This window comes from Yersinia sp. 2542 StPb PI, from assembly GCF_048593855.1.
Taxonomy (GTDB): Bacteria; Pseudomonadota; Gammaproteobacteria; order Enterobacterales; family Enterobacteriaceae; genus Yersinia; species Yersinia enterocolitica_E.
Window position 1 is genome coordinate 1 of the sequence record NZ_JAZGQA010000025.1, and the last position, 24,769, is coordinate 24,769.

Genomic DNA, 24,769 nt, shown 5'->3' on the forward strand with positions numbered 1-24,769 from the left:
GAAGTTCCGAGATTGGGCTGGCTGGCTGTGTGGAAACATATAGCGGGTTTAGTTTAGACAGAATTTGCCTGGCGGCCTTAGCGCGGTGGTCCCACCTGATCCCATGCCGAACTCAGAAGTGAAACGCCGTAGCGCCGATGGTAGTGTGGGGTCTCCCCATGCGAGAGTAGGACACTGCCAGGCATCAAATAAAGCCGAGACCCCATGCCAAAAGCGTGGGGTTTTTGCTATGGGCAGAATAGTGAAATATGTATAAATAGTGACCTTAGAGTGGTTGCGCCGCAGGGTTCATAGTCAGATGAGTCAAATATTGCAGGGGCAGGTGAGTCAAATCCGGCCGTTACAGCGATGAATAAAACAGAAGGCTACCTTGATAGGTGGCTTTTTTTACCTTCAGTTAAAACAAAATACAATATGAGTATTATGATCGGTTAGACTAGCGCCAGAACTAGTTAGAATGAGTATCCAATGTCATGTCGAATCAACACTCCCCGCTAAAACATCTCAATACTTTTGCATTAGCAGCTTATGCGAGCAAAGTAATTAGCGTTAACTCACCTGAAGAATTGATTAATGCTTGGCATGAGTCTGTTTCTAAGCATCAGCCAGTGCTTTTACTTGGCGAAGGCAGCAACGTGCTGTTTATTGAAAACTATTCAGGAACAGTATTACTTAATCGGATTAAGGGTATCACTTCTACTGAGGATGATATTGCCTGGCACCTGCATGTTGGGGCTGGAGAGAATTGGCATCAATTAGTTTGTTATTCATTACTAAATAACATGCCAGGTCTAGAAAATCTGGCGTTAATCCCAGGTTGTGTCGGTTCTGCACCCATTCAGAATATTGGTGCTTATGGTGTTGAGCTGCAAAAGGTATGCGAATACGTTGATTTGCTTGATATGGATAAGGGCACAGTGATACGCCTTTCAGCTAAAGATTGTCAATTTGGCTATCGCGACAGCATTTTTAAGCATCACTATGGTCATGGATTTGCCATCGTAGCTGTAGGCATTAAATTGGTAAAATCATGGATCCCAACATTGGGCTATGGTGATTTAACGCGAATGGATCCATCGACAGTTACAGCAGAAGAGATATTCAACTCAGTTTGTACCATGCGGCGTAGTAAGCTACCCGATCCCGCAGTGACCGGCAATGCAGGCAGTTTTTTTAAGAATCCGGTTGTGGATGCCGCTGTAGCTGAAGAGATTGTAAAGCGCTACCCCAATGCGCCCCATTACCTGCAACCCGATGGTTCTGTTAAGCTGGCTGCCGGTTGGCTTATCGATCAATGTGCGCTTAAGGGATATCAGATTGGCGGTGCGGCGGTGCATCAGCAGCAGGCGTTAGTGTTGATTAACCTGGCAGAAGCGACAGGTCAGGATGTGATAGGCCTTGCCAGTTATATCCGTCAGCAAGTTGCCAAGAGATTTGCAATCTGGTTGGAACCAGAAGTGCGATTTATCGCAAGTAATGGTGAGGTTAATGCTGTGGAGTGTTTGTCGTGAAAGATATTAAAATCCCTTTACGGTTGATTGGCATATTAGCTGATGGTGCTTTCCATTCAGGAGAGCAATTAGGCGAAACCTTTGGGATGAGTCGTGCCGCAATTAACAAGCATATGCAAACTATCAGAGAGTGGGGACTAGATGTCTTTACTGTCCCTGGTAAGGGCTATAGTTTACCTGCACCTATTCAACTGCTTAATGAACAAACAATATTAAATTATCTCCCCGCAGGCCAGGTGGCTGTCTTGCCTGTCGTCGACTCGACGAATCAATATTTATTAGACCGCATTACTGAATTGAAGTCTGGCGATGCTTGTGTGGCTGAATACCAACATGCAGGGCGAGGAAGACGGGGGCGTCAGTGGATCTCTCCCTTTGGTGCGAATCTCTATTTATCTATGTTCTGGCGGCTGGAGCAAGGCCCTGCTGCTGCAATGGGATTAAGCCTGGTGGTTGGGATTGTCATGGCTGAGGTTCTACGTAAACTCGGTGCTGAGCAGGTTCGTGTAAAATGGCCAAATGACCTGTATTTAAATGATAAAAAACTGGCAGGTATATTGGTAGAACTCACAGGGAAAACAGGAGATGCTGCTCAGTTGGTAATTGGTGCGGGCATTAATTTAACAATGCGTGAATCAACGACTAACGTCATCAGTCAGGATTGGATCAACTTACAGGAAGCGGGTGTTAATATTGATCGTAATAAACTGACGGCTGAACTGTTATCTGAATTACGACTTGCAGTCGTTAAATTTGAAAACGAAGGCTTATCTGCTTTTATTTCTCGTTGGCGAGAAATGGACAATTATCTTGATCGCCCTGTGAAATTGATTATTGGCAATCAAGAGATATTTGGTATTGCTAGAGGTATTGACCAACAAGGTGCATTATTATTGGAGCAAAATGGCAATGTAAAACCTTATATTGGCGGTGAAATATCTCTACGTGGCGTTTAATTTTATAATAGATGGGAGGTTAGAACCTCCCACTTTGGCTATTTTCTCAAACGTACACTCTCAACGGCATGGTTGGCACTTTTAGTCATTATCAGACTGGCACGCTCACGCGTTGGCAGTATATTTTGCTTTAAATTCAACCCGTTAATCTCTTTCCATAATTGAGTGGCAATCTTGATTGCCTCTGCTTCAGGCAATTTAGCATAGTTATGGAAATAAGAATCAGGATTGGAAAATGCACCCTGTCTAAACTTAAGGAACCTGTTTATATACCAACTTTGAAGTAAATCTTCAGGGGCATCGACATATATAGAGAAGTCTACAAAATCAGAGACAAATACATGGTGCGGATCATGAGGGTAATCCATTCCACTTTGTAGAACATTTAAGCCCTCTAATATGAGAATGTCAGGCTGCTTGATGATCTTATTACCGTCAGGGACAACATCATATATTAAATGAGAATAAACCGGAGCCGTAACATAACCTGTCCCTGATTTTACTTCTGAGACAAACTTCACCAGATTATGCATATCATAGGATTGTGGGAATCCTTTTTTCTTCATCAGCCCGCGCTCATTCAGGACTTTATTGGGATAAAGAAAACCATCTGTTGTAATCAGTTCTACACTGCGATGTTCCGGCCAGCGGCTCAGTAGCGCTTGCAGTAAGCGCGCGGTGGTGCTTTTACCGACAGCAACACTGCCTGCAATGCCAATGACATAGGGAATACGCTGGCCATCAGTTCCAAGGAATTGTTCCAGAACCGCCTGTCGCCGCAAATTAGAACTAATATAAAAGTTAAGCAGGCGCGAAAGTGGCAGGTATATCTGTGCCACTTCATCTAATGAAAGGTCTTCGTTAATCCCTTTGAGTTTAACGATTTCTTCTTCTGTTAGTGTCAATGGTACTGAGTCGCGCAAGGCTGCCCACTGGGTACGATCGAACTGTAGATAAGGCGTCGCTAAAGATTGATCTCTTTTTGTCATAAGCCAAATTCTGCCTGTTAACGCAGGTTGGGAAAGGCGCTGGACGCCAACTCCAGATAAGAAACAAGCTGCATATTATAGGCAGCTTGCTTTTTGGCGTAGACATTTTTGTGCTTAGTGAGTGATTTATTTGATGTACGTTGCTATTCCAATCAATTAAGAACACGGATGGCAGGTTCTACCCTTTTTATAGATAACAATCACTGTCATCAACTGGCTATGGCAGTATGTGATTGATTTACTGAAAATAAACGTTTGAAATAGATTGCGGTCGGATGATAGCTGCCATCGGGTGTGCAGGCATAATCCGGAATTTCTCCCATGCAACGATAACCTTGTGCACGGTAAAAAGATTCAGCAGGAGAACCTGCTTGAGTATCGAGATATAGCAATCCACGGCGTAGTTGAACCGCGGTACTCTCCATCGCGAGAATCAATTTGTGCCCAATACCAGTACGACGGCTACGACTATGCACCAATAATTTCTGCACTTCGGCTCGATTTAAACCATTTGGCTTTTGGCAAAGGTCTAATTGGATAGTTCCAGTAATCCCCATCTCATCGCGTGCTATCCATAATAGTAACGCTCCTTTGGCGATGGCCGGGCGCAGACCATCGTAATAGCTCTCAGCTTCTTTCTGCGACAGAGAGCGGGAGTCATAGCCTACAGATGCCCCATGAGCTACGGCATCAATCAGTAAACTTGCCAGCTCACTGCGATATATAGGCAATGTTGCCGCATTAAGTAAAACTATCTTCATGATCAAACTCCTCAACCGCTGCTGGTCTATGCTTATGTCTATGTTTAAGCAATAAACAAGCCAAATATGAGTAGTGTGATTACCCTCATTGGAGCAATATTTCTTTAGACGAGATGCACTCAATTGGGGCACTCTCCCTTTTTTGAGGCGTAAAACTAAATTTATACTCAGTCAGTGGTACTAAAATTAATGGCACAATGAGAGGTGAACTCATTTAAGGGGGGATTTTTCATTCATGGCGTTGATTACAAAAGTGGGCGTGCTGGATGTGAAATGAGCTAACTATGGTTAATAATACATCTGGCTTTTAAAAAGTGGCTGTTTTGTGAGCGAAAGGTCGACTTATGCAATTTTTTTGTTGCATCATAAGCTCGCTCTACCTAGAATGCGCTGCACTTGATGCCGGCATAGCTCAGTTGGTAGAGCAACTGACTTGTAATCAGTAGGTCCCGAGTTCGACTCTTGGTGCCGGCACCATTCAAGTACTAAAATTTAGGTGGGGTTCCCGAGCGGCCAAAGGGAGCAGACTGTAAATCTGCCGTCATCGACTTCGAAGGTTCGAATCCTTCCCCCACCACCATATTTACTCTTGAGTCTCAAGCCGATTCAGTGTCATGAATCTAAATGAGTCACTTAAGGGGAAGGTGAAAACCTTCGACGAAGGTTCGAGCCGAGCGTAGCGAGTCAACGACGCGCAGCGGCGGCACGAAGGGTGAGGAGCGAAGTGACGAATAATCCTTCCCCCACCACCATATTTAACCTTGAGTCTCAGGGTGATTCAGAAGATCGAACTCCTAATACACACTCAAGGCGAGAGCACCGCTCTCGATGAAGAGTGAAGTGGCCAAGCCCTTCCTTTCAAATTTCTGCAGATTAAGTCAGGTAGCCGAGTTCTAAGATGCGGGCATCGTATAATGGCTATTACCTCAGCCTTCCAAGCTGATGATGTGGGTTCGATTCCCACTGCCCGCTCCAAGATGTGCTGATATAGCTCAGTTGGTAGAGCGCACCCTTGGTAAGGGTGAGGTCGGCAGTTCGAATCTGCCTATCAGCACCATTTCTCATTCTCTCGTCCCCTGATTTTCTTTCTGTGTTATGGATTCAGCAAGCATGCGCTTGGTGATGTGGTGAAACCACCGATTCCGTGTCTTAGAGGGACAATCGATGTCTAAAGAAAAGTTTGAACGTACAAAACCGCACGTTAATGTGGGTACTATTGGCCACGTTGACCATGGTAAAACTACCCTAACTGCTGCAATCACCACCGTACTGGCTAAAACCTACGGCGGTAGTGCTCGTGCATTCGACCAGATCGACAACGCTCCGGAAGAGAAAGCGCGTGGTATCACCATCAACACATCACATGTTGAATATGACACCCCGTCGCGCCACTATGCGCACGTTGACTGCCCAGGGCATGCCGACTACGTTAAAAACATGATAACCGGTGCTGCTCAGATGGACGGCGCGATTTTGGTTGTTGCTGCAACTGATGGCCCGATGCCACAGACTCGCGAGCACATCTTGTTAGGTCGTCAGGTTGGTGTTCCTTACATCCTGGTCTTCCTGAACAAGTGTGACATGGTTGACGATGAAGAATTGCTGGAATTGGTAGAAATGGAAGTCCGCGAACTTCTGTCTCAATATGATTTCCCTGGCGACGATACTCCCGTTATCCGTGGTTCAGCGCTGAAAGCGTTAGAAGGCGAGCCAGAGTGGGAAGCAAAAATTATTGAATTAGCTGAGGCACTGGATAGCTACATCCCACAGCCTGAGCGTGCAATCGATAGACCATTCCTGCTGCCAATCGAAGACGTATTCTCTATCTCAGGCCGTGGTACAGTCGTCACTGGCCGTGTAGAGCGTGGCATTGTTAAAGTTGGTGAAGAAGTTGAAATCGTTGGTATTATCGATACCATTAGAACAACATGTACTGGCGTTGAAATGTTCCGCAAACTGCTGGACGAAGGCCGCGCGGGTGAGAACGTTGGTGTTCTGCTGCGTGGTACTAAACGTGATGACGTACAGCGTGGTCAGGTATTAGCTAAGCCAGGTTCTATCAAGCCACATACTAAATTCGAATCAGAAGTTTATATTCTGAGCAAAGACGAAGGCGGCCGTCATACTCCGTTCTTCAAAGGTTACCGTCCTCAGTTCTACTTCCGTACAACGGATGTAACCGGTACTATTGAATTGCCAGACGGCGTTGAGATGGTGATGCCAGGTGATAACATTCAAATGATTGTTAACCTGATTGCGCCTATCGCAATGGATGACGGTCTGCGTTTCGCAATTCGTGAAGGCGGCCGTACGGTAGGTGCTGGCGTTGTTGCTAAAGTCATTGAATAAGATTTGACGCGACATGCGATAAAAGGGCATCATTTGATGCCCTTTTTCTACGTTGTCATGCTAGAACCTATCTCATCAGTGGTTTTTTCATCATAATTACTGGTGAGATGGGCTCTGGAAATACGGCGAATAGTGCCGAGTGGTGCCGATTAGAGAGTCTCTAGAGCATCCTTCGGCTTGGTTTGCTTTGCGATGCGAAGCAAAGTTGTTGTTCTGAATCATAGTGACAGGTTGGTTTATGAGTGCGAATACCGAGGCTCCAGGGAGCGGACGCGGCCTGGAAACGGCTAAATGGCTAATCGTTGCTGTATTATTAGTTACAGCTATTGTTGGTAACTATTATTTCCGTGATTACAGCCTGCCGTTGCGTGCGTTGGCAGTTGTAGTAATTATCGCTGTTGCCGGTGCTGTTGCATTGATGACGGCAAAAGGTAAAGCCACTGTAGCGTTTGCTCGTGAAGCACGCACGGAAGTGCGTAAAGTGATTTGGCCTACCCGTCAGGAAACTCTGCATACAACGTTAATCGTTGCTGCGGTAACTGCTGTAATGTCACTGATTCTATGGGGGCTAGATGGTATCCTAGTCCGCCTGGTATCATTTATTACTGGCCTGAGGTTCTAAGATGTCTGAAGCACCAAAAAAGCGTTGGTACGTCGTTCAGGCGTTTTCCGGTTTTGAAGGCCGCGTAGCTCAATCGCTGCGTGAGCATATCAAGTTACATGACATGGAAGAGCTGTTTGGCGAAGTCATGGTTCCAACGGAAGAAGTCGTCGAAATTCGTGGTGGTCAACGTCGTAAAAGTGAACGCAAATTCTTCCCAGGCTATGTACTGGTCCAGATGGTGATGAACGATGCCAGCTGGCACTTAGTGCGTAGCGTGCCACGTGTTATGGGCTTTATCGGTGGTACATCCGATCGCCCTGCACCAATCAGTGATAAAGAAGTTGATGCGATTATGAATCGTCTTCAACAAGTGGGTGATAAACCACGTCCTAAAACACTGTTTGAACCAGGTGAACTGGTGCGTGTCAGCGATGGTCCATTTGCCGACTTTAACGGTGTTGTTGAAGAAGTGGACTACGAGAAGAGCCGCCTGAAAGTATCTGTTTCTATCTTTGGCCGTGCAACACCGGTCGAGCTGGATTTCAGTCAGGTAGAAAAAGGCTGATTCATTTTTCAGCAGTGATTGAAATTTGAGTCTTGTCTTAGGCGCGAAATTAAAATATAATTTCGTGCCTTTTGTTTTTAGATGTCTTGCTTTTGTCATCCGTGGCAACTTATTTCATCGTAAATAATAGCGAGACAAAACACGGGGAGCCTCGAACGCGAGGCGATACTACCCAAATCGAGGAAATCGTAAATGGCTAAGAAAGTACAAGCCTATGTCAAGCTGCAAGTAGCAGCTGGTATGGCGAACCCAAGTCCACCAGTTGGTCCAGCTTTGGGTCAGCAGGGTGTTAACATCATGGAATTCTGTAAAGCGTTCAATGCTAAGACTGAAAGCATTGAAAAAGGCCTGCCGATCCCTGTTGTTATTACTGTTTATTCTGATCGCTCTTTCACTTTCGTTACTAAAACCCCGCCAGCAGCAGTTCTGCTGAAAAAAGCGGCAGGTATTAAGTCTGGTTCTGGCAAGCCGAACAAAGACAAAGTAGGGACTGTGACCGGTGCTCAGGTCCGTGAAATCGCAGAAACCAAAGCTGCGGATATGACTGGTGCTTCAATTGACGACATGATGCGTTCAATCGAAGGTACTGCTCGTTCCATGGGCCTGGTAGTGGAGGGTTAATAAATGGCTAAGCTGACCAAGCGCATGCGCGTGATCCGTGACAAAGTTGATGTGACTAAGCAATACGATATCAACGAAGCTGTTGCCCTGCTGAAAGAGCTGGCTACTGCTAAATTCGTAGAAAGTGTAGACGTTGCCGTTAATCTCGGTATCGACGCACGTAAATCTGACCAGAACGTTCGTGGTGCAACTGTGTTGCCACATGGTACTGGCCGTTCAGTACGCGTTGCTGTTTTCGCTCAGGGTGCAAACGCTGAAGCTGCGAAAGAAGCAGGCGCTGAATTGGTAGGTATGGAAGATCTGGCTGATATGATCAAGAAAGGCGAAATGAACTTCGACGTTGTTATTGCTTCCCCAGATGCAATGCGCGTTGTAGGTCAATTGGGCCAAATCTTGGGCCCACGTGGCCTGATGCCTAACCCTAAAGTGGGTACTGTTACTCCTAACGTTGCTGAAGCAGTTAAGAATGCTAAAGCAGGTCAGGTTCGTTATCGCAACGACAAAAACGGTATTATCCACACTACCATTGGTAAAGTTGATTTCGACTCAGATAAGTTGAGAGAAAACTTAGAATCTCTGGTTGTTGCGCTGAAGCGTGCTAAACCTGCTACAGCGAAAGGCGTTTATATCAAGAAAATCAGCCTCTCCACCACCATGGGTGCTGGCGTTGCAATCGATCAAAGCGGTCTGTCAGCAGTAGTGATCTAATCACGAATTGATTTTATCGCTTTACGTGGGTGTAAGGTTTGTCTAGAATCTTACGCCCATGCTTCTGTTGATGGGGTTACTTATCAGCAGAACACCAGAATTTTCGGTTGGAGCTTGGCCTTATCCAAGCCTCCGTCCAAGACCGCAGGTGTGTCGTAAGACACTTAATTTCCTGCGTAGACGGTGACAGAACCTAAAGCATTTTTTTCTTTCCTATAAAGAATTGTCCTTGCTGAATTCTGCTCACCGTGTTTCAACGCCCGTTCATTGCATTTTGTAGTGGATTGGGTGACGTGAGTTCCGGGGAATTACTCTCCGGTTAATCCAGGAGCAAGAACTAATGGCACTAAATCTTCAAGGCAAACAAGCGATTGTTGCTGAAGTTAAAGAAGTAGCCAAAGGTGCGCTGTCTGCGGTTGTTGCGGATTCTCGTGGCGTTACCGTTGACAAAATGACTGAACTGCGTAAAGCAGGTCGTGAAGCTGGCGTTCACATGCAAGTTGTTCGTAACACCTTGCTGTGCCGCATTGTTGAAGGCACTCAATTCGAATGCCTGAAAGACACGTTTGTTGGTCCAACCTTGATCGCATTCTCTTCTGAACACCCGGGCGCAGCTGCTCGTCTGTTCAAAGCATTTGCTAAAGATAATGCAAAATTTGAGGTTAAAGCAGCAGCCTTTGAAGGCGAGTTAATCCCTGCGGCTCAGATCGACCGCCTGGCAACTCTGCCAACCTACGAAGAAGCAATCGCACGTCTGATGGGAACCATGAAAGAAGCCGCTGCTGGCAAATTGGTTCGTACTCTGGCTGCGCTGCGTGATCAGAAAGAAGCTGAAGCGGCTTAATCGCCCTCACTTTTGTCAGTCACTGCTTTTTAACGTATAAACTATTTCTGTATTTTAGGAACACTTGTTATGTCAACTATCACTAAAGACCAAATTCTGGAAGGCGTTGCAGCTCTGTCTGTAATGGAAATCGTTGAACTGATCTCTGCTATGGAAGAGAAATTCGGCGTTTCAGCTGCTGCTGTTGCTGCAGGTCCTGCTGCTGCTGCTGAAGCTGTAGAAGAACAAACTGAATTCAACGTTGTTCTGGCTTCATTCGGCGACAACAAAGTTGCAGTAATCAAAGCTGTTCGCGGCGCAACTGGTCTGGGCTTGAAAGAAGCTAAAGACCTGGTTGAGTCTGCACCTGCAGTTCTGAAAGAAGGCGTGAACAAAGACGAAGCTGAGTCTCTGAAAAAATCTCTGGAAGAAGCTGGTGCTTCTGTTGAGATCAAGTAAGTTTAGCTTTGAGTTCGCAGCCTAACTTATAGGCTGATGGCTGGTGACTTTTTAGTCATCAGCCTTTTTGCGCTGTAGGGCGTTAGTCGCATTTCACACTGTTTAGCGGCTGACTAACCCCCAATATTCCTTTCTATTTACGACTTAATATACTGCGTTCTCAGCTACGACCCACTCGGGTAGCTCGGTAGTCAAAGTAACGCGATGAAATGGTTTAAGAGTGATAGAAAAGAGTATTTCGAGAAGTGTTTCAACTTCTCTCTAAATAATAGTGTTGCATGAACTGTCCTATGTTCAGGGCAGACAGAGTGGGTCGACTTTTCAGCGAGCTGAGGAACCCTATGGTTTACTCCTATACCGAGAAAAAACGTATTCGTAAGGATTTTGGTAAACGTCCACAAGTTCTGGACATACCTTATCTCCTTTCTATCCAACTTGACTCGTTCCAGAAATTCATCGAGCAAGATCCCGAAGGGCAGCACGGTCTGGAAGCAGCATTCCGTTCTGTTTTTCCAATTCAGAGCTACAGTGGCAATTCGGAGCTGCAATACGTTAGCTACCGTCTTGGTGAACCTGTATTTGATGTTAAAGAGTGCCAGATCCGTGGTGTGACCTATTCCGCACCGCTACGCGTTAAGCTGCGTCTGGTAATCTATGAGCGCGAAGCTCCTGAAGGTACGGTCAAAGACATCAAAGAACAAGAAGTCTACATGGGTGAAATTCCACTCATGACCGAAAACGGTACCTTTGTCATTAACGGTACTGAGAGGGTTATCGTATCTCAGCTACACCGTAGCCCTGGCGTATTCTTTGACAGTGATAAGGGTAAAACCCATTCATCGGGTAAAGTGCTGTACAACGCACGTATCATCCCTTACCGCGGTTCATGGTTAGATTTCGAGTTTGACCCGAAAGACAACCTGTTTGTCCGTATCGACCGTCGTCGTAAATTGCCTGCAACCATCATTCTGCGCGCATTGAGTTTCACCACTGCACAGATCTTGGATCTGTTCTTCGAGAAAGTGGTCTTTGAGATTCGTGACAACAAGCTGCAGATGGAATTAGTTCCAGAGCGCCTGCGCGGTGAAACGGCATCCTTTGATATTGAAGCGAATGGCAAGGTTTACGTCGAGAAAGCGCGCCGTATTACTGCACGTCATATTCGCCAGCTTGAAAAAGACGGCATTGATCGCATCGAAGTTCCGGTTGAATACATTGCCGGTAAAGTAGTTGCAAAAGACTATATCGATACGAACACCGGTGAGCTTATCTGTGCAGCCAACATGGAGCTGTCACTGGATTTGCTGGCTAAACTGAGCCAGTCTGGCCACAAGCACATCGAAACATTGTTCACCAACGATCTGGATCACGGTGCTTATATCTCCGAGACCCTGCGTGTTGACCCAACCAGCGATCGTCTGAGCGCCTTGGTTGAGATCTATCGCATGATGCGTCCTGGTGAGCCACCAACACGCGAAGCTGCTGAAAATCTGTTTGAGAACCTGTTCTTCTCTGAAGACCGCTATGATTTGTCAGCGGTTGGCCGGATGAAGTTCAACCGTTCTCTGCTGCGTGACGAAATCGAAGGTTCCGGTATCCTGAGCAAAGAAGACATCACCGAAGTGATGAAAAAGCTCATCGATATCCGTAATGGTCGCGGCGAAGTGGATGATATCGACCACTTGGGCAACCGTCGTATTCGTTCCGTTGGTGAAATGGCTGAAAACCAGTTCCGTGTAGGTCTGGTTCGTGTTGAGCGTGCAGTTAAAGAGCGTTTGTCTCTGGGCGACCTCGACACTCTGATGCCTCAGGACATGATCAACGCTAAGCCGATTTCGGCGGCGGTGAAAGAGTTCTTCGGTTCCAGCCAGTTGTCACAATTTATGGACCAGAACAACCCGTTGTCTGAGATTACGCATAAACGCCGTATCTCTGCATTGGGCCCGGGCGGTTTGACCCGTGAACGTGCTGGCTTTGAAGTTCGAGACGTACACCCGACTCACTACGGTCGCGTATGTCCAATCGAAACGCCAGAAGGTCCAAACATCGGTCTGATCAACTCCTTGTCTGTCTACGCACAGACCAACGAGTATGGTTTCCTGGAAACACCTTATCGTCGCGTGCGCGATGGTGTGGTGACCGATGAAATTAACTACCTGTCTGCTATTGAAGAAGGCAATTTCGTTATCGCTCAGGCGAACTCCAACCTGGACGAAGACGGCCGCTTCATTGAAGACTTGGTCACTTGTCGTAGCAAAGGCGAATCAAGCCTGTTTAGCCGCGACCAAGTTGACTATATGGACGTTTCCACTCAACAGGTGGTGTCTGTTGGTGCTTCTCTGATTCCATTCCTGGAACACGATGACGCCAACCGTGCATTGATGGGTGCGAACATGCAACGTCAGGCGGTTCCTACTCTGCGTGCTGATAAGCCGCTGGTGGGTACTGGTATGGAACGTGCAGTAGCGGTTGACTCAGGGGTAACCTCTGTAGCCAAACGTGGCGGTACGGTTCAATACGTAGATGCATCCCGTATCGTTATTAAAGTTAACGAAGACGAAATGTATCCGGGCGAAGCAGGCATTGATATTTATAACCTGACTAAATACACCCGTTCTAACCAGAACACCTGTATCAACCAGATGCCGTGTGTGAATCTGGGTGAGCCAATCGAGCGCGGCGACGTGCTGGCAGATGGCCCATCAACAGACCTGGGCGAACTGGCATTGGGTCAGAACATGCGCGTAGCGTTCATGCCTTGGAACGGTTACAACTTCGAAGACTCCATCTTGGTCTCCGAGCGCGTGGTACAAGAAGATCGCTTCACCACCATCCACATTCAAGAACTGGCCTGTGTGTCCCGTGACACCAAGCTGGGGCCAGAAGAGATAACGGCTGATATCCCGAACGTGGGTGAAGCTGCACTGTCCAAACTGGATGAGTCCGGTATCGTGTATATCGGTGCTGAAGTGACTGGCGGCGACATTCTGGTTGGTAAGGTAACACCTAAAGGTGAAACCCAACTGACGCCAGAAGAGAAGCTGTTACGTGCGATCTTCGGTGAGAAAGCGTCTGATGTTAAAGACTCTTCTCTGCGTGTACCAAACGGTGTTTCCGGTACGGTTATTGACGTACAAGTCTTTACTCGCGACGGTGTAGAAAAAGACAAACGTGCGTTAGAAATCGAAGAGATGCAACTGAAGCAGGCTAAGAAAGACCTGACTGAAGAGTTGCAGATCCTGGAAGCGGGCCTGTTTGCACGTATCCATGCAGTACTGGTTTCTGGTGGCATCGAAGCTGACAAGCTGAGCAAGTTACCACGTGATCGTTGGCTCGAACTGGGCCTGACCGACGAAGACAAGCAAAACCAACTGGAACAGTTGGCAGAGCAGTACGACGAAATGAAATCCGAATTCGAGAAGAAGATGGATGCCAAGCGTCGTAAGATCACCCAAGGTGATGATTTGGCACCAGGCGTGCTGAAGATCGTCAAGGTGTATTTGGCGGTTAAACGTCAGATTCAACCGGGTGACAAGATGGCCGGTCGTCACGGTAACAAAGGTGTTATCTCCAAGATTAACCCGATCGAAGATATGCCTTACGATGAAAACGGTACGCCGGTAGACATCGTTCTGAACCCGCTGGGCGTACCATCGCGTATGAACATCGGTCAGATTTTGGAAACCCACTTAGGGATGGCAGCGAAAGGCATTGGCGAGAAAATCAACGCCATGCTGAAGAAGCAGGAAGAAGTTGCCAAACTGCGTGAGTTCATCCAGAAAGCCTACGATCTGGGCGACAACGTTTGTCAGAAAGTTGATCTGAGCACCTTCACCGATGACGAAGTATTGCGTCTGGCTGAGAACCTGAAAAAAGGTATGCCAATTGCAACACCAGTCTTCGATGGCGCGACAGAGAAAGAGATCAAGGAACTGTTACAGCTAGGTGGTCTGCCAACTTCTGGTCAGATTACTCTGTTTGACGGCCGTACCGGCGAGCAATTCGAACGTCAGGTTACTGTCGGCTACATGTACATGCTGAAACTGAACCACTTGGTTGATGACAAGATGCATGCGCGTTCTACCGGTTCTTACAGCCTGGTTACTCAGCAGCCGCTGGGTGGTAAGGCTCAGTTCGGTGGTCAGCGCTTCGGTGAGATGGAAGTGTGGGCGTTGGAAGCTTATGGCGCCGCGTACACATTGCAGGAAATGCTTACCGTCAAGTCCGACGATGTAAACGGCCGTACCAAGATGTACAAAAACATCGTGGATGGCGATCACCGTATGGAACCAGGCATGCCGGAGTCCTTCAACGTATTGTTGAAAGAAATCCGCTCGCTGGGCATCAATATCGAGCTGGAAGAAGAGTAACTCTTCGCCAGACGGCAGACTCTTACAGCCGGGAGTCTGCTGGTGGTTCGTACTGGTCACAGGGGCGCTCAAATTTCGTTTGAGCGCCTATCAGGTCTAACTCCGACAGGAGCCAATCCGTGAAAGACTTATTAAAGTTTCTGAAAGCGCAAACTAAGACCGAAGAGTTTGATGCGATCAAAATTGCTCTGGCATCGCCAGACATGATCCGTTCATGGTCGTTCGGTGAAGTTAAAAAGCCGGAAACCATTAACTACCGTACGTTCAAACCAGAACGTGACGGCCTTTTCTGTGCCCGTATCTTTGGCCCAGTAAAAGATTACGAATGCCTGTGCGGTAAGTACAAGCGTTTGAAACACCGTGGTGTTATTTGTGAGAAATGCGGCGTTGAAGTGACTCAAACCAAAGTGCGCCGTGAGCGTATGGGTCACATCGAACTGGCTTCTCCAACTGCGCACATCTGGTTCCTGAAATCGCTGCCATCCCGCATCGGTTTACTGCTGGATATGCCATTACGTGACATCGAACGTGTACTGTACTTCGAATCCTATGTGGTTGTTGAAGGCGGTATGACCAACCTGGAACGTCGTCAGATCCTGACTGAAGAGCAGTATCTGGACGCGTTGGAAGAGTTTGGTGATGAGTTCGACGCGAAAATGGGCGCCGAGGCGATTCAGGCCCTGTTGAAAAACATGGATCTGGAAGCTGAGTGCGAGATCCTGCGTGAAGAATTGAACGAAACAAATTCTGAAACCAAGCGTAAGAAGCTGACTAAGCGTATCAAGCTGCTGGAAGCGTTCGTACAGTCTGGCAATAAGCCAGAGTGGATGATCCTGACCGTGCTGCCTGTGTTGCCGCCAGACTTGCGTCCATTGGTTCCGTTGGATGGTGGTCGTTTTGCGACTTCTGATCTGAACGATTTGTATCGTCGCGTGATCAACCGTAACAACCGTTTGAAGCGCCTGCTGGACTTGGCGGCTCCTGACATCATCGTACGTAACGAAAAGCGTATGCTGCAAGAAGCAGTAGATGCATTGCTGGATAACGGCCGTCGCGGTCGTGCGATTACCGGCTCTAACAAGCGTCCGTTGAAGTCACTGGCTGACATGATCAAAGGTAAGCAAGGTCGTTTCCGTCAGAACTTGCTGGGTAAACGTGTTGACTACTCAGGTCGTTCGGTTATCACCGTTGGTCCATACCTGCGTCTGCATCAGTGCGGTCTGCCTAAGAAAATGGCTCTTGAGCTGTTCAAACCGTTCATCTACGGCAAGCTGGAATTGCGTGGTCTTGCTACCACCATTAAAGCCGCCAAGAAGATGGTTGAGCGTGAAGAAGCTGTGGTTTGGGATATCCTGGATGAAGTTATCCGCGAACACCCAGTGCTGCTGAACCGTGCACCAACCCTTCACCGTTTGGGTATCCAGGCGTTTGAACCGGTTCTGATCGAAGGTAAGGCAATCCAGTTGCACCCATTGGTTTGTGCGGCATATAACGCCGACTTCGATGGTGACCAAATGGCTGTTCACGTACCGCTGACACTGGAAGCTCAGTTAGAAGCGCGTGCGTTGATGATGTCTACCAACAACATCCTGTCACCAGCGAACGGCGAGCCAATCATCGTTCCTTCTCAGGACGTTGTATTGGGTCTGTATTACATGACCCGCGACTGTGTTAACGCCAAAGGCGAAGGCATGGTTCTGACTGGCCCGAAAGAAGCTGAACGTATTTATCGTGGTGGCCTGGCATCGCTACATGCTCGCGTAAAAGTACGTATTACTGAAGAAATTCGTAATGTCGAAGGCGAAAGCATTACGCGCACCAGCATCATCGATACGACAGTTGGCCGTGCTATTTTGTGGATGATCGTCCCGAAAGGCCTGCCTTACTCTATCGTGAACCAGCCGCTGGGCAAGAAAGCTATCTCCAAGATGCTGAACACCTGTTACCGCATCCTGGGCTTGAAGCCAACGGTTATCTTTGCTGACCAGATCATGTACACCGGTTTTGCTTACGCAGCACGCTCAGGCGCCTCTGTAGGTATCGATGACATGGTTATCCCAGAAGCGAAAGCAGGGATCATCGAAGAAGCTGAAACTGAAGTTGCCGAGATCCAGGAGCAGTTCCAATCTGGTCTGGTAACCGCAGGCGAACGTTATAACAAAGTGATCGATATCTGGGCCGCGGCTAACGAACGTGTTGCCAAGGCGATGATGGATAACTTGTCTGTAGAAGATGTTGTCAACCGTGACGGCGTTGTCGAACAGCAAGTGTCATTCAACAGCATCTTTATGATGGCCGACTCCGGTGCGCGTGGTTCTGCTGCACAGATTCGTCAGCTGGCAGGGATGCGTGGTCTGATGGCCAAGCCAGATGGTTCGATCATTGAAACGCCAATCACTGCGAACTTCCGTGAAGGTTTGAACGTACTTCAGTACTTCATCTCAACCCACGGTGCGCGTAAAGGTTTGGCGGATACCGCATTGAAAACTGCGAACTCCGGTTACCTGACCCGTCGTTTGGTTGACGTGGCACAGGATCTGGTGGTAACCGAAGACGATTGTGGTACCCATAACGGTATCGTGATGACCCCGGTTATCGAAGGTGGTGATGTTAAAGAGCCACTGCGCGATCGCGTTCTGGGTCGTGTGACCGCAGAAGAAGTTATCAAGCCGGGTACGGCTGATATTCTGGTTCCGCGTAACACCCTGTTGGACGAAAAATGGTGTGATCTGTTAGAAGAAAACTCCGTCGACAGCGTTAAAGTTCGTTCAGTAGTAAGCTGTGAAACTGACTTTGGTGTGTGTGCAAACTGCTATGGTCGCGACCTGGCACGTGGTCACATCATCAACAAAGGTGAAGCAGTTGGTGTTATTGCAGCACAGTCAATCGGTGAGCCGGGTACCCAGCTTACGATGCGTACGTTCCACATCGGTGGTGCGGCATCTCGTGCGGCAGCAGAGTCTAGCATTCAGGTTAAGAACAAAGGCAGCTTGAAACTGAGCAACGTCAAGTTCGTTACCAATGCAGCGGGCAAGCTGGTTATTACTTCTCGTAATACCGAGCTGAAGCTGATCGACGAATTCGGTCGTACTAAAGAAAGCTACAAAGTGCCTTACGGTGCTGTAATGGCTAAAGGCGATGGCGCAGAAGTCCAGGGCGGCGAAACCGTTGCTAACTGGGATCCGCACATCATGCCAGTTGTGACCGAAGTGAGCGGTTTCATTCGCTTCGCGGACATGGTTGACGGCCAGACCATTACCCGCCAGACCGACGAACTGACTGGTTTGTCTTCTCTGGTAGTACTGGATAGTGCAGAGCGTACCGGTAGCGGTAAAGACCTGCGTCCGGCACTGAAAATCGTTGACGCCAAAGGCGACGATGTATTGATCCCAGGTACTGATATGCCTGCTCAATACTTCCTGCCAGGTAAAACGATTGTACAGCTGGAAGACGGCATTCAGATCGGTGCAGGTGATACCCTGGCGCGTATTCCTCAGGAATCAAGCGGTACCAAGGATATTACCGGTGGTCTGCCACGTGTTGCTGACTTGTTCGAAGCACGTCGTCCGAAAGAGCCTGCAATCCTGGCTGAAATCAGCGGGATCATCTCGTTCGGTAAAGAGACCAAAGGCAAACGTCGTCTGGTTATCTCACCGTTGGATGGTAGCGATGCATACGAAGAGATGATTCCGAAATGGCGTCAGCTCAACGTGTTCGAAGGTGAAATTGTAGAACGCGGTGACGTGGTATCCGACGGCCCAGAATCTCCACATGACATTCTGCGTCTGCGTGGCGTTCACGCGGTTACCCGTTACATCACCAACGAAGTGCAGGAAGTTTACCGTCTGCAAGGCGTTAAGATTAACGATAAACACATCGAAGTTATCGTTCGTCAGATGTTGCGTAAAGGCACCATCGTTGACTCAGGTAGCACTGACTTCCTGGAAGGCGAGCAGGCAGAAATGTCTCGCGTTAAAATCGCTAACCGTAAGCTGGCAGCCGAAGGCAAAATCGAGGCTACGTTCACGCGTGACCTGCTGGGTATCACCAAGGCATCCTTGGCGACCGAGTCCTTCATCTCTGCGGCTTCGTTCCAGGAAACCACGCGCGTTCTTACTGAAGCGGCAGTTGCCGGTAAACGTGATGAACTGCGTGGCCTGAAAGAAAACGTAATCGTGGGCCGTCTGATCCCAGCCGGTACCGGTTACGCTTATCATCAGGATCGTGCACGCCGTAAAGCTCTGGGTGAAGTTCCTGTTGTACCGCAAGTTAGCGCGGATGAAGCAACGGCTAACCTGGCTGAATTGCTTAACGCCGGTTTTGGTAACAGCAAAGACTAATCTCTTTGTTGCTCACCAACGTAAAAACCGCTCCTTATGGGGCGGTTTTTTTTTGCTTTTTTTAGGATTTAAACGATCGGTTTATTGCAGAGAACGCCCTAAATGGCGATCCCAATCCTTCCACACCGGCTGTAACCCCGCCCGTGTCAATGCCTGTGCTACCTGCTCTGGTGTGCGATTATCATGCGGAGCGAATTGCTCAAGTTCTGGATGATTATCTGCATACCCACCAGGCTGAGTTTTGGAACCCGCACTGACATTATTAATCGCGACCGGAATGACATTGTCGCGGAAGAAAGGTGATTCACGGGTAGATAGCGACAGTTCCACATCCGGGGCAAACAATCTAAAAGCACAGATCAATTGCAGCAGTTGCGGCTCACTCATCAGAGATGCTGGCTCGATACCGCCCGCACAAGGTCGTAGTCGTGGGAACGAAATAGAGTAGCGACTTTGCCAATAGGTCTGTTGCAGATAAAACAGATGCTCCGCCAGCATATAACAGTCAGTGCGCCAACTATTAGACAGCCCGATCAACGCACCTAGTCCGATCTTGTCGATCCCAGCCCGACCGAGACGATCTGGGGTTGCCAGTCGCCAGTGAAAATCTTGCTTATGCCCGCGCAAGTGATGTTGCTGGTAAGTCGCTGGGTGATAGGTTTCCTGATAAACCATCACACCGTCTAATCCCAACGTTTTTAGCTCCGCATACTCTTCTTGCGCCAATGGTTGAACTTCCATCATCAGTGAACTGAATCGACTACGGATGACTGGGAAGTGACGACGAAAGTAATCCATTCCTACTTTTGCCTGATGTTCACCAGTGACCAGTAGCAGATGTTCAAAGCCTAGCGCTTTGATAGCATCACACTCACGGATGATTTCTGCTTCATCTAAGGTTTTGCGCTTGATGCGATTGCTCATCGAGAAACCACAATAAGTGCAATCATTAGCACACAGATTAGAAAGGTAGAGCGGCACATAAAAACTCACCGTGTTACCAAAACGCTGGCGGGTTAATTGTTGAGCCTTCTGCGCCATTGGTTCGAGATAAGCCAGTGCTGCGGGCGAAATCAACGCCATTAAGTCGTCGCGATTCGGTTTGACGGCATTAATGGCCCGTTCAACATCAGTGGCGGTTTTACTGTTAATACGCAGAGAAATATCATCCCAATCTAATTGTTGCCAGTGTTGGCTGAAATCTTCAGACATGATGCTCCTCCTCTAACTGGCTGAGAAAGCCAGTCAGTGGGCTGGTGGCAATGGCCTTGCCAAACTGTTGGTTGCCAAGCCCAGCCTGACGCGCCAATTCACCGGATTCAACCGCCAAACGGAAAGCATGCGCCATGTGCACGGGTGAGCGTGCCACGGCAATTGCGGTATTGACCAGCACGGCATCAGCTCCCAATTCCATTGCCTCAAGCGCATGGCTTGGCGCACCAATTCCAGCATCGACTACCACGGGCACTTTGGCCTGCTCGATAATGATTTGCAGAAAGTCGCGGGTACGTAAGCCCAAATTTGAGCCAATCGGTGCACCCAATGGCATGACGGCAGCGCAGCCTGCTTCTTCCAGCCGCTTGCACAATACCGGGTCCGCGCCACAGTAAGGCAAAACAACAAATCCCTCTTTGACCAGTATTTCGGCGGCTTTCAGGGTTTCTATTGGGTCAGGCAGTAAATACTTCACATCGGGATGAATTTCCAATTTTACCCAATGGGTACCCAGCGCTTCGCGCGCCAGACGGGCGGCAAATACAGCCTCTTGCGCAGTTTTAGCCCCCGAGGTATTAGGCAGCAAACGCACACCTAATTGTTGCAAGGGCGCAAGAATTGCATCGTTCCCGGCCCGTAAATCAACCCGCTTCATCGCCATAGTAATCAGTTGTGACCCCGAGGCGCGCAATGCTTCCAGCATCAATTCAGGGGTGGAGAATTTTCCCGTACCGGTAAATAAACGTGAGGTAAAAGTGGTATCGGCGATCTTCAGCATGTCAGCCCCCGGCAATCGCTTGGAATAGCAAAATGTTATCACCCTCGTGTAACTGGCATTTTTCCCAGTCAGTGCGGGGGACGATGACCTGATTAATTGCCAGAGCCGTACCCGGCTGGTGGCGTTTGAGCTGATTGAGCAGCATTTCAGCGGTGATATTGCTCACCACCACTAACGGCTGATCATTGAGCACAATCTGTATGTGACCCGTTTTCACTGTGAACCTCCACAGGCAGGGCAATGCTTCGCCCGAGTCAGTTGCAGGGTGCTCCAGCTCTGCTGCTTGCCATCGAATAAGCGTAATTTCCCGCTCAGTGCCGACGGCAGTCCTGCCAACATCTTGATAGCCTCCAGTGCTTGCAAGGTGCCAATGACGCCGACCACCGGCCCCAATACGCCAGCAGTACGGCAGTTACGTTGTGGTAATTCTTTATCGGGATATAGACAGGCGTAGCAGCCTTGAGAATAAGGCGGCTCAATCACCAGCAATTGCCCGCTGAATCCCACGGCACTACCGCTAATTAATGGTTTTTGTGCGGTGATACAGGCTGCATTTACCTGATGGCGCGTCTCCATGTTGTCGCTGCAATCCAGCACCAAATCAGCGTTAGCTACCGCATCGGCCAATGCCGCACCTAGCAGCCGCGTATCAAATGGGACAACCTCAATCAACGGATTGAGGCTTTGCAAATGACGCTGGGCTAACCGTGCTTTACTTTGATTAGCAAAGGATGTTTGGCTGATATCTGTGGTGCGATACAGGATCTGGCGCTGTAAATTGGTCAGTTCCAGTTGGTCATCATCAGCCAGTAATAGCTTACCGACGCCGGCTGCCGCCAAATAGAGCGCAGCAGGCGAACCAAGACCGCCAAGGCCGATAATCAGCACACAGGCACTTTTCAGCTTCAACTGGCCCTCAGGGCCGATATCCTCCAGTAATAACTGGCGGCTGTAGCGCAAGAATTCGCTGTCACTCAACTCATGCTTGTTTGTCATCAGCCAGCTCCTTGCCCTCGATCAGGTGCAGTAATTGTGCTGTTGCCTGCTGCCAATCGTCACTCAGGGTAATAGCACTGACGACCGCTACACTACCGACACCCGTGGCCAGGACCGCCGGTACGCGCTCAATGCTGATGCCGCCGATGGCAACGGTCGGGTAGTCTGGCGTGTTGTCGACCATCTGCTTGAGCACCGTCAACCCTTGTGGTGATGACGGCATTTGCTTGGTTTGTGTGGGGAAGATGTGACCCATGGCGATATAAGAGGGCCGGACAGCTTTAGCTATCGCCAGTTCCTGCTCATCATGGGTTGATACGCCCAGCCGTAATCCAGCTTGCTGAATCGCAGCCAAGTCGGCTGTTGCCAGATCTTCCTGACCCAGATGAACACCATAGGCGCCATGCTTAATCGCCAGCCGCCAATAATCATTGATAAATAAGCGTGCCTGATAGCGTTTGCCTAACGCTATGGCAGCGGCAATGTCTTGTTCTACCTGCGCATCATCTAACTCTTTGATACGTAGTTGTATTGTGGTTACACCTGCGGCAAGCAGGCGCTCTATCCAAAGTAGACTATCGACAACGGGATAGAGACCAAGACGCTGTACCGTCGCAGGGAAACCTTTCTTTGCAGAAAATGAGGCATGATTAGACAGGTTCATTATTGGCCTCGCTCTTGAGGTTAACGGGGCTGTGATACAGCTCGCTGCCGCGAGAGCGGAACTCCGCTGACATCTGTTCCATACCTGATTGTAAAATTTCGATCGGTTGGGCTGCTGTTTCTTGTGTCGCTGCTAGCTCTTGCGCCGCAGCCTGTTCTTGCGTAGCGGCATAGTCGCGGACTTCCTGAGAGATTTTCATCGAGCAGAATTTCGGCCCGCACATTGAGCAGAAGTGGGCCACTTTGCCGGACTCCTGCGGCAGGGTTTCGTCGTGATAGGCTCGTGCGGTTTCTGGATCAAGCGCCAGATTGAACTGATCTTCCCAGCGGAATTCAAAGCGCGCTTTCGACATGGCATTATCGCGGATCTGCGCACCGGGGTGGCCTTTGGCCAAATCTGCGGCATGGGCGGCGATTTTATAAGTAATAAGTCCTTGTTTCACATCCTCTTTATTAGGCAGGCCAAGATGTTCTTTCGGTGTGACGTAACACAGCATGGCGCAACCGAACCAGCCAATCATGGCCGCCCCAATACCTGACGTGAAATGGTCATAACCTGGCGCAATATCCGTGGTTAGCGGGCCTAAGGTATAGAATGGTGCTTCATGGCAGTGTTCCAACTCTTCGGTCATATTGCGGCGAATCATCTGCATCGGCACATGACCGGGGCCTTCAATCATCACCTGCACATCATATTCCCAGGCGATTTTGGTCAATTCACCCAAGGTATGCAGTTCAGCGAACTGGGCTTCATCATTGGCATCCTGGATGGAACCAGGGCGCAGACCATCACCCAGTGACAGTGAGACATCATAGGCCGCACAGATCTGGCAGATTTCGCGAAAATGCTGATACAGGAAGTTTTCCTGATGATGGGAAAGGCACCACTTCGCCATAATTGAACCGCCACGGGAGACGATACCGGTCAAGCGTTTGGCGGTCATCGGCACATAACGCAGCAACACACCGGCATGGATAGTAAAGTAATCCACCCCTTGCTCGGCCTGCTCCAACAGCGTGTCACGGAACATTTCCCAGGTTAGGTTCTCAGCCACACCATTTACTTTTTCTAATGCCTGATAGATAGGAACGGTACCAATAGGGACCGGGCTATTGCGCAGGATCCATTCGCGGGTTTCATGGATATAGCGTCCCGTGGACAAATCCATCACGGTATCTGCACCCCAGCGGGTTGACCACACCAGTTTTTCTACTTCCTCTTCGATGGAGGAGGTCACCGCAGAGTTACCGATATTGGCATTCACTTTCACTAAAAAGTTACGACCAATAATCATCGGCTCAGATTCTGGGTGGTTAATATTGGCGGGAATGATAGCTCGGCCCACCGCCACTTCCTGACGTACAAATTCGGCAGTGATATTTTCTGGCAGGTTAGCGCCAAAAGCCTGTCCTGGATGCTGCTGGCGTAGTACTTCACCGCGAATACGTTCACGGCCCATATTTTCTCGCAGCGCGATAAACTCCATCTCTGGCGTGATGATACCCTGACGGGCGTAATGCAGTTGGGTGACGCATTTGCCTGTGATGGCTTTCTTCGGGTGTGGCAGATGCTCAAAACGCAAATGATCCAAGCCTTCGTCGGCTAAACGTTGTTGGGTGAAACCAGAGCTGACAGAGGTCAGTGCGGCGCTATCCTGGCGTTCAGCTATCCAGCTATCGCGTAATTTGGGTAGCCCGCTGTGAACATCCAGTTTGGCATTTGAGTCACCATATGGGCCGGAAGTGTCATACACCGGGATGGCTTCGTTATCTTCATAGCGTGGTGCGTCTTTGCCACCGCCAATCAGTGTCGGACTGAGCTGGATTTCGCGCATCGGTACCAGAATATCTGGCCGTGAGCCTTGTAGGTAAATACGTTGGGAGTTGGGGAAAGTGACACCTTGCAAGGTATCAATAAACTGTTGAGCTTGTTCACGTTGTTGTTTACGTGGAATAGGCTTACGTGGAATAGGTTTACGTGGGCGTGATGAACTTTTAGTGGTTGTATTATTAGACATAGCAATTCCTACCAGTGTGGTTTATAGGGAAAATTGCTTGTCT

Annotated in this window: 19 protein-coding genes, 4 tRNA genes, 1 rRNA gene and 1 other RNA gene; 17 read left to right on the forward strand and 8 right to left on the reverse strand. The window is 48.8% G+C overall.

What is annotated here, in order from left to right; all coding sequences use genetic code 11:
- Positions 1-67: 67 nt before the first annotated feature.
- The 3 genes from rrf to birA all read left to right on the forward strand — a co-directional run bounded on the left by rrf (position 68) and on the right by birA (position 2,467).
- Positions 68-183, forward strand: a 5S ribosomal RNA gene (rrf, locus tag V1952_RS05340).
- 290 nt (positions 184-473) lie between these two features.
- Positions 474-1,511, forward strand: a complete 1,038-nt coding sequence (gene murB / locus V1952_RS05345) for a UDP-N-acetylmuramate dehydrogenase (protein WP_372560020.1) — start codon at positions 474-476, stop codon at positions 1,509-1,511.
- Entirely contained in the window at positions 1,508-2,467 is a 960-nt protein-coding gene (gene birA / locus V1952_RS05350; RefSeq protein WP_372560019.1) for a bifunctional biotin--[acetyl-CoA-carboxylase] ligase/biotin operon repressor BirA, read from the forward strand. The genes murB and birA overlap by 4 nt, the downstream gene beginning before the upstream one ends.
- Positions 2,468-2,505: 38 nt before the next feature.
- Here birA and coaA read toward each other — a convergent pair whose 3' ends face one another.
- Both coaA and V1952_RS05360 read right to left on the reverse strand, forming a co-directional pair.
- Positions 2,506-3,456 carry a type I pantothenate kinase gene (gene coaA, locus V1952_RS05355; protein ID WP_083162041.1) on the reverse strand — a complete coding sequence of 317 codons (951 nt, stop codon included), beginning with the start codon at positions 3,454-3,456 and terminating at the stop codon, positions 2,506-2,508.
- Positions 3,457-3,665: 209 nt separating this feature from the next.
- Positions 3,666-4,217, reverse strand: coding sequence for a GNAT family N-acetyltransferase (locus V1952_RS05360; protein WP_083162043.1), 552 nt, complete (start codon positions 4,215-4,217; stop codon positions 3,666-3,668).
- A gap of 401 nt (positions 4,218-4,618) precedes the next feature.
- On the opposite strand from V1952_RS05360, the gene V1952_RS05365 reads away from it, so the two are divergent.
- The 14 genes from V1952_RS05365 (at position 4,619) to rpoC (ending at position 19,056) form a co-directional block, all read left to right on the forward strand.
- Positions 4,619-4,694 (forward strand) — tRNA-Thr (locus V1952_RS05365).
- An 18-nt stretch (positions 4,695-4,712) separates the two neighbouring features.
- A tRNA-Tyr gene (locus V1952_RS05370) sits at positions 4,713-4,797 on the forward strand.
- Positions 4,798-4,841: 44 nt separating this feature from the next.
- Positions 4,842-4,969: non-coding RNA, RtT sRNA (locus V1952_RS05375), on the forward strand.
- A gap of 148 nt (positions 4,970-5,117) precedes the next feature.
- A tRNA-Gly gene (locus V1952_RS05380) sits at positions 5,118-5,192 on the forward strand.
- A gap of 6 nt (positions 5,193-5,198) precedes the next feature.
- Positions 5,199-5,274 (forward strand) — tRNA-Thr (locus V1952_RS05385).
- Between the two features lie 107 nt (positions 5,275-5,381).
- Positions 5,382-6,566: an elongation factor Tu gene (gene tuf, locus V1952_RS05390; protein ID WP_042568960.1), complete on the forward strand. Its 1,185-nt coding sequence runs from the start codon at positions 5,382-5,384 to the stop codon at positions 6,564-6,566.
- A 238-nt stretch (positions 6,567-6,804) separates the two neighbouring features.
- Positions 6,805-7,188, forward strand: a complete 384-nt coding sequence (gene secE, locus V1952_RS05395) for a preprotein translocase subunit SecE (protein WP_005192343.1) — start codon at positions 6,805-6,807, stop codon at positions 7,186-7,188.
- Position 7,189: 1 nt separating this feature from the next.
- Positions 7,190-7,735 (forward strand): transcription termination/antitermination protein NusG, encoded by a 546-nt coding sequence (gene nusG, locus V1952_RS05400; RefSeq protein ID WP_002210671.1) that lies wholly within the window; start codon positions 7,190-7,192, stop codon positions 7,733-7,735.
- Positions 7,736-7,927: 192 nt separating this feature from the next.
- Positions 7,928-8,356, forward strand: coding sequence for a 50S ribosomal protein L11 (rplK, locus tag V1952_RS05405; protein WP_004712403.1), 429 nt, complete (start codon positions 7,928-7,930; stop codon positions 8,354-8,356).
- Positions 8,357-8,359: 3 nt separating this feature from the next.
- Positions 8,360-9,064 (forward strand): 50S ribosomal protein L1, encoded by a 705-nt coding sequence (gene rplA, locus V1952_RS05410; RefSeq protein WP_049614735.1) that lies wholly within the window; start codon positions 8,360-8,362, stop codon positions 9,062-9,064.
- Positions 9,065-9,404: 340 nt separating this feature from the next.
- Entirely contained in the window at positions 9,405-9,908 is a 504-nt protein-coding gene (gene rplJ / locus V1952_RS05415; protein ID WP_083162045.1) for a 50S ribosomal protein L10, read from the forward strand.
- Positions 9,909-9,977: 69 nt separating this feature from the next.
- Positions 9,978-10,346 carry a 50S ribosomal protein L7/L12 gene (rplL, locus tag V1952_RS05420; RefSeq protein WP_004876762.1) on the forward strand — a complete coding sequence of 123 codons (369 nt, stop codon included), beginning with the start codon at positions 9,978-9,980 and terminating at the stop codon, positions 10,344-10,346.
- 341 nt (positions 10,347-10,687) lie between these two features.
- Positions 10,688-14,716: a DNA-directed RNA polymerase subunit beta gene (gene rpoB / locus V1952_RS05425; protein WP_083162047.1), complete on the forward strand. Its 4,029-nt coding sequence runs from the start codon at positions 10,688-10,690 to the stop codon at positions 14,714-14,716.
- A gap of 119 nt (positions 14,717-14,835) precedes the next feature.
- The gene (gene rpoC / locus V1952_RS05430) at positions 14,836-19,056 is read left to right on the forward strand and encodes a DNA-directed RNA polymerase subunit beta' (protein ID WP_005192331.1); all 4,221 of its coding nucleotides are present in this window, start codon (positions 14,836-14,838) and stop codon (positions 19,054-19,056) included.
- Positions 19,057-19,137: 81 nt separating this feature from the next.
- Here rpoC and thiH read toward each other — a convergent pair whose 3' ends face one another.
- From thiH to thiC, 6 genes are read right to left on the reverse strand one after another with little or no spacing between them, the layout of a single operon-like run.
- Positions 19,138-20,268: a 2-iminoacetate synthase ThiH gene (thiH, locus tag V1952_RS05435; RefSeq protein ID WP_420071225.1), complete on the reverse strand. Its 1,131-nt coding sequence runs from the start codon at positions 20,266-20,268 to the stop codon at positions 19,138-19,140.
- Positions 20,261-21,049, reverse strand: coding sequence for a thiazole synthase (locus V1952_RS05440; protein ID WP_372560017.1), 789 nt, complete (start codon positions 21,047-21,049; stop codon positions 20,261-20,263). The genes thiH and V1952_RS05440 overlap by 8 nt, the downstream gene beginning before the upstream one ends.
- Before the next feature lies 1 nt (position 21,050).
- Positions 21,051-21,266 carry a sulfur carrier protein ThiS gene (thiS, locus tag V1952_RS05445; protein ID WP_372560016.1) on the reverse strand — a complete coding sequence of 72 codons (216 nt, stop codon included), beginning with the start codon at positions 21,264-21,266 and terminating at the stop codon, positions 21,051-21,053.
- Entirely contained in the window at positions 21,263-22,045 is a 783-nt protein-coding gene (locus V1952_RS05450) for a HesA/MoeB/ThiF family protein (protein ID WP_420074421.1), read from the reverse strand. Before V1952_RS05450 ends, thiS begins: the two co-directional genes overlap by 4 nt.
- Positions 22,029-22,709: a thiamine phosphate synthase gene (gene thiE, locus V1952_RS05455; protein WP_372560014.1), complete on the reverse strand. Its 681-nt coding sequence runs from the start codon at positions 22,707-22,709 to the stop codon at positions 22,029-22,031. The genes V1952_RS05450 and thiE overlap by 17 nt, the downstream gene beginning before the upstream one ends.
- Positions 22,696-24,726: a phosphomethylpyrimidine synthase ThiC gene (gene thiC, locus V1952_RS05460; protein ID WP_420074422.1), complete on the reverse strand. Its 2,031-nt coding sequence runs from the start codon at positions 24,724-24,726 to the stop codon at positions 22,696-22,698. The genes thiE and thiC overlap by 14 nt, the downstream gene beginning before the upstream one ends.
- Positions 24,727-24,769: the final 43 nt, after the last annotated feature.

Bases quoted from the DNA above. Each gene is read 5' to 3' on its own strand.
- rplL (WP_004876762.1), top strand. From the start codon at position 9,978: ATGTCAACTATCACTAAAGACCAAATTCTGGAAGGCGTTGCAGCTCTG.
- rplA (WP_049614735.1), top strand. From the start codon at position 8,360: ATGGCTAAGCTGACCAAGCGCATGCGCGTGATCCGTGACAAAGTTGAT.
- thiC (WP_420074422.1), bottom strand. From the start codon at position 24,726: ATGTCTAATAATACAACCACTAAAAGTTCATCACGCCCACGTAAACCT.
- coaA (WP_083162041.1), bottom strand. From the start codon at position 3,456: ATGACAAAAAGAGATCAATCTTTAGCGACGCCTTATCTACAGTTCGAT.
- rpoB (WP_083162047.1), top strand. From the start codon at position 10,688: ATGGTTTACTCCTATACCGAGAAAAAACGTATTCGTAAGGATTTTGGT.
- V1952_RS05450 (WP_420074421.1), bottom strand. From the start codon at position 22,045: ATGACAAACAAGCATGAGTTGAGTGACAGCGAATTCTTGCGCTACAGC.
- V1952_RS05360 (WP_083162043.1), bottom strand. From the start codon at position 4,217: ATGAAGATAGTTTTACTTAATGCGGCAACATTGCCTATATATCGCAGT.
- secE (WP_005192343.1), top strand. From the start codon at position 6,805: ATGAGTGCGAATACCGAGGCTCCAGGGAGCGGACGCGGCCTGGAAACG.
- murB (WP_372560020.1), top strand. From the start codon at position 474: ATGTCGAATCAACACTCCCCGCTAAAACATCTCAATACTTTTGCATTA.
- thiH (WP_420071225.1), bottom strand. From the start codon at position 20,268: ATGTCTGAAGATTTCAGCCAACACTGGCAACAATTAGATTGGGATGAT.
- tuf (WP_042568960.1), top strand. From the start codon at position 5,382: ATGTCTAAAGAAAAGTTTGAACGTACAAAACCGCACGTTAATGTGGGT.
- nusG (WP_002210671.1), top strand. From the start codon at position 7,190: ATGTCTGAAGCACCAAAAAAGCGTTGGTACGTCGTTCAGGCGTTTTCC.
- rplK (WP_004712403.1), top strand. From the start codon at position 7,928: ATGGCTAAGAAAGTACAAGCCTATGTCAAGCTGCAAGTAGCAGCTGGT.
- V1952_RS05440 (WP_372560017.1), bottom strand. From the start codon at position 21,049: ATGCTGAAGATCGCCGATACCACTTTTACCTCACGTTTATTTACCGGT.
- rplJ (WP_083162045.1), top strand. From the start codon at position 9,405: ATGGCACTAAATCTTCAAGGCAAACAAGCGATTGTTGCTGAAGTTAAA.
- thiE (WP_372560014.1), bottom strand. From the start codon at position 22,709: ATGAACCTGTCTAATCATGCCTCATTTTCTGCAAAGAAAGGTTTCCCT.